Consider the following 5047-nt stretch of genomic DNA (forward strand, 5'->3'; position numbering starts at 1 on the left):
AGTTGACAAAGAGCCAAAAATAAGAGGGATTTTGTCATTTCCCTCTTATTTCTTATTTATTCATCTCCATCATAATTGACATAATTGGATGTTTTTGCATCAGCAATCGACTTAAACGTCTTTAATAATGGGTGTTGAAAAACACTTTTTAAATCAGTGGAAACTTCATGGCTTAATAGTTGAATAAATGGTAAATAAACAAGTGGTAATAATTCACTTTCTATCGAATCATCAATCGCTAAAACATAATCATCTTCTGAATAGTTAGCATTCATACTTAGCATAAAACAGTGATCAGTAACAGCTCTCGTCGCTTGATAAATTTGATGTACTCGCTGACTTGTATGGTCATTATTATCTAAAATAATTACTGTATAAGCAGGTGTTAACTGTAAATTTGGACCATGAATATACTCTTCAACCTCATAAGCATTTGCTGGAATATGAACTGTCTCGCCTATTTTCAATGCACCCTCTAACACTGTTCCATAGTTTGCATAACTTCCACAGAAGTAGCATTGATGCATACTTGTAAAATGTTTATAATGTTTTTTTATAAATGCTTGGCTTTTTTCAAGCATTTGTTCATTTAACTTCGCTGTTAATTTGATTGAATCAAGTAACTGGGGTTGGTTTGAGTATACCGTGGCAAATAGCATTAGGAATAAACATAAAGCCGTGACTCCCTTTGTCACATATCCAACTAATTCTTCTCCGACACCATAATCAATTACTAAATCAGCGTAATCTTTAACATCACTTTCAGGATTACCCGTTAAGCAAATCGCACTAACATTCATTGATTTTAACTTTTTTAATGCTTCAATGGCATTCGTACTTAAGCCGCTTTGTGTAATAACTAATGTGAGCGTATGTTGTGAAAGATTTGACTCATAATTGGTAAATGTAAAAGGTGAAATCACCTTCACATTGATTCCTAAATGTTTCATCATAAATGACCTAGCACAATGACAAGCATTGTAACTAGATCCTGAAGCAATTAATAAAATGTCTTTAATTTCTTTTCCTTCGACATAATTGATTAAAGGATTGACTAACTCACTTGCTGATTCCACATTTTTAGCAAGTAATTGTGGGACTTCCTTTACATAATCAACCATCGTTTTTCGTTGCATAAAAACTGCCTCCTAGTAATTTAAACGTCGATAATAGCGACGGATTTCCATTGGATGACAATTGATACGCTCAATATGTGCATCAATACGATTATTCACGGCATGCATCACTAAGTGTGAAATCATTCCCCTAAATTCTTCGCTAATTCCTTTTAACTCATAATCTTTTGTGTCGATGATTGTATAATTTCCGCAAATTCGTGGTAAAAATTCTGCGACACGAACTGAAAGTGGACGTTGTGCATCTTCTCCAACATAAACTGTAACTGGTGTATCTCGATCGACTACCTCTAACATTCCATGGAAGAACTCTCCTGATGTAATTGATTTCGTACGAATCCAGTGTTGCTCTTCCCAATAGCACATAGCATATGAATAAGTAGCTCCCCACTGATTACCAGTTCCCACAAAATAATGAATAGAATCCTTGTGATGTTTCATCGCAAATTCTTTACCAAATTCATCTGCTGATTTTTCAACTTCTACTAGTGCATTTGCTAAGTGTTGATCAAATTCTGCATATAAACGATCATACCAGTCAATTTCACCTTTATTATGCATGAAACGATCGGCTACCATGAAGAACTTTAATTGTTCATTTGCCTTATAAGCCATTTCATAATCAACCATTTGGGCTAATTCTGCTGTTTCAACATCAATAAATCCAAAAACAACGGCACCATCTGCTTGGGCTTTCTTAACCGCTTCAACCATTTCAACTGTACTACCTGTTACTGATGAAATAATAACGATTGTTCCTTTTCCAATACGCCTATTTCCAGTTGTTAAGTACTCGGCAGCATTTTCAGCAAATGTTTCAATAGCAGAAAATTCTTTCATATGAACAACTGCTTGCATACTTGATGCCCAAGTTCCCCCTATACCTAACCAACAAAGATTGTCATATCCTTTTTCGCATAACTCATCAACAATACGATTAATTTCTCCTCTTAAAGCTAGTGCACCATTTATGCTACCGATTTTTTCTTCTTCATTGAATTTGATCATTTCCATCGTATTCCCTCCATCAACTAACTAACCTAAAATTCCAAAAAATGCTCCGACTAATCCAATTAAAGCACATAACATTAATAACGTTGTTGTTTTAACTCCTTTAGCTTTTAATAAGTAGAAAATAAATAACGTAAACCCTAAAGGTAATAATCCAGGCATAATGTTATTGCAAATATCACCGATTGTTGTTGCCTCTTCCCCACTACCTATAACGACTGGAATATTTAATGAGACATTCTCAGCCGTCATCGCACCAACAACCATCAACCCTAAAACAGAAGCTGCATACGTTAATTTATCCATTAAACCATTCGCTTGCAACTTAGCTAAAACGCCTGCACCTAGTTTATATCCAGTATGCATAAAGTAATATCTTAAGCCTTGTGCTGGTAAGTTAAAAATTAATAAGAATAAAATCGGACCTAAAACATTTCCTTGTGTTGCTAATGATAATCCAACACCCGTAGCAATAATTCTTAAAGTTCCCCAAATAAATGAGTCCCCAATTCCCGCTAAAGGTCCCATTAATGAAAGCTTAATACTATTAATTGTATCCACATCAAAATCTTCTTGCTCCGCATTTTTTTCTTCCATCGATGTGACAATCCCTAAAACTAATGTTGATAAATGTGGAGTGGTATTAAAAAATTCTAAATGCCTTTTTAAAGCTGCCGCGCGATCACGATCTGATTTATAAAGCTTTTCAATAATCGGAATGAGTGAATAAGCAAAGGCAACGTTTTGTTGTCTCTCATAGTTCCATGACCATTCCATTCCAAATGAACGCCAGAATACACGATTTAAATCTCTTTTTGTAATATTATTAGAAGTCGTCATCTTCATCTACCCCCACTTCTGTTGCCATTGCTAAAGTGTTTCTTCCTCTTAATTGAGTTAATACAATCCCAATAATACCTCCAAAAATAGCAATTCCTGTAACTGGAATATTTAAGTAAACAGATAACATATATCCTAAGAAGAAGAAACATGCTACTTCTTTATTCATAATCATCTGCATTAATAAACCAAATCCAATAGCCGGTAATAATCCCATTGCTAACTCAAGTCCTCGTTGTACCCACTGTGGAATAATACCTAAGAAAGCCTCAACAGCTGGTGATCCACAATAAAATGAAATCGCAACAATTAATCCGATGATTAAGTTAACACCAAAAAATCCCCCAAGTAAATGCATTCTTGCTACACCTTTTAAATTACCTTCTTCTGCGTATTTATCTGCCTTATGAACAAATGACGGTAAGATAAATACCATTCCTAAATTTTTAAATACTAAAACTAAAGATGCAATCGGTAAAGCTAACGTTAATGCTGTTTCAGCTCCACTTCCATTAGCAATTGCAAATGCTGTTCCTAAAACTGTTCCTGAAATCATTTCAGGAGGAATCGATGCTCCAATTGAAAAGGCCCCCATAAATGCTAATTCTAATGTTGCTCCTAACATCACACCTGTTGGAATATCGCCCATAATAATTCCTGTCAGTGCTCCCATAACAATAGGTCTTGATAATAGGCTTGTCCCGAATAAATATTCGGCATTTCCAAGCATTGCAATTAAGCCTAATAACACTGCTTGTATCATTTATATCCCCCCCTATAATGCTTTTAAAATATCTAATTTTGTATCATTTGGTACCATGCGAATTTCAACTTCAATTCCTTTAGCGTTTAATTCTTTTAACATTTCTTCTTCAGATGGAAGAACATTGATAGCCTTTGAAATATTTCTTGTTCCTTCCTTCGCTTTTGTTCCCCCTAAATTAATACTCTTAATACAAGATGTTCCTTGAACTAAGCGATAAGCATCTTCAACACTTTCAACTACAATAAATAATTTATACTTATCAGTAGCACCTGAATTGATAGACTTGATACTATCTTCAATATTTTTAATAACTAACTTCACCCCTTGTGGTTTCGCTAATTTAATAGATGCTTTTCTAATTTCATCTTTCATAACCGCATCATTTGCAATTAAAATACAATCTGCACTTAAATAGCTTGTCCAAGAAAACGCCACTTGCCCATGCAATAAACGATGATCCACTCTTAAACATTTAATCATACTCATTCATCCCCCTCTTAAAAATCACTATCTTCAGTTAAAACTAAGTTATCTTTACACTTATATAAAATCCCCTCTTTTGATGCCTCTAAGATTGTATCTAAATTAATAGAGCCCCCTTGGTTAGCTACTATTAACTCTAAAACCAAGCTTAAATTCATTCCCGCTACAACCTTAACACGTTCATTTGTCACTAACTGAACTAATGAATTAAAAACACTTCCCCCTTGAACATCACAAATTAATAAATAATCTTCCTCATCTTGTAACATTCGTTCTTTTAATTCATTCGCATAATCATTAGCACTCTCACCTGGAAATAAACTATACGTCTCCACTCCGTCTGCTAAACTCCCAATAATCATCTTAACAGAGTCTAACATTCCTTTTGATAACTTCCCATGTGATGCTAAAATTATCTTCGCCATTACGTTTCACTCCTTTTTCCTCTAATTTAAGTTTAAACCCAAAGAAAACGTTTACTTGAGTTACACGCTTATCTTACCATCACTTGAAAGCAAAGTCAATTCAGTATCAGTATTTTTAGTAAACAAGTCATTTTTGTACATATCGTATAGTCAAATGATAATCTCCCACCTATAAAAAATCATTAGATAAAATCACTAAAAATGCTAGATTTTAAAATAAAATGAACTACTATTTAGTCAATAACAAAAAGAAATCTTTTAGCCTCCTAATCAAATTTTAAAGTAGTAGTTTATCAGTTTAAACTCACAACTTTAACTTTTGAAAAATCTAAATTACTAAAAAAAGAGACATTATTTTTTCAAATAATGGTTCTATAATATTTGGT

General features: G+C 33.7%; 6 protein-coding genes. All 6 read right to left on the minus strand.

Going from position 1 to position 5047, the window contains the following annotated elements; all coding sequences use genetic code 11:
• Positions 1 to 56: 56 nt before the first annotated feature.
• The 6 genes from NEH74_RS13505 to NEH74_RS13530 are packed head-to-tail and all read right to left on the minus strand — an operon-like array spanning position 57 to position 4661.
• Positions 57 to 1136, minus strand: coding sequence for an SIS domain-containing protein (locus NEH74_RS13505; protein WP_055306051.1), 1080 nt, complete (start codon positions 1134 to 1136; stop codon positions 57 to 59).
• A gap of 12 nt (positions 1137 to 1148) precedes the next feature.
• A complete protein-coding gene (locus tag NEH74_RS13510) occupies positions 1149 to 2150 on the minus strand; it encodes an SIS domain-containing protein (protein WP_082427857.1) in 1002 nt (333 codons plus the stop codon).
• A gap of 21 nt (positions 2151 to 2171) precedes the next feature.
• Positions 2172 to 2987 carry a PTS system mannose/fructose/sorbose family transporter subunit IID gene (locus NEH74_RS13515; protein WP_055306052.1) on the minus strand — a complete coding sequence of 272 codons (816 nt, stop codon included), beginning with the start codon at positions 2985 to 2987 and terminating at the stop codon, positions 2172 to 2174.
• Complete coding sequence (locus NEH74_RS13520; RefSeq protein ID WP_055306053.1) at positions 2974 to 3750, minus strand: PTS mannose/fructose/sorbose/N-acetylgalactosamine transporter subunit IIC; 777 nt, start codon at positions 3748 to 3750, stop codon at positions 2974 to 2976. Before NEH74_RS13520 ends, NEH74_RS13515 begins: the two co-directional genes overlap by 14 nt.
• A 12-nt stretch (positions 3751 to 3762) precedes the next feature.
• A complete protein-coding gene (locus NEH74_RS13525; RefSeq protein WP_055306056.1) occupies positions 3763 to 4233 on the minus strand; it encodes a PTS sugar transporter subunit IIB in 471 nt (156 codons plus the stop codon).
• Between the two features lie 17 nt (positions 4234 to 4250).
• Positions 4251 to 4661 (minus strand): PTS sugar transporter subunit IIA, encoded by a 411-nt coding sequence (locus tag NEH74_RS13530; protein WP_055306054.1) that lies wholly within the window; start codon positions 4659 to 4661, stop codon positions 4251 to 4253.
• Positions 4662 to 5047: the final 386 nt, after the last annotated feature.

The organism is Turicibacter sp. GALT-G1 (assembly GCF_025594995.1).
Taxonomy (GTDB): Bacteria; Bacillota_I; Bacilli_A; order MOL361; family Turicibacteraceae; genus Turicibacter; species Turicibacter bilis.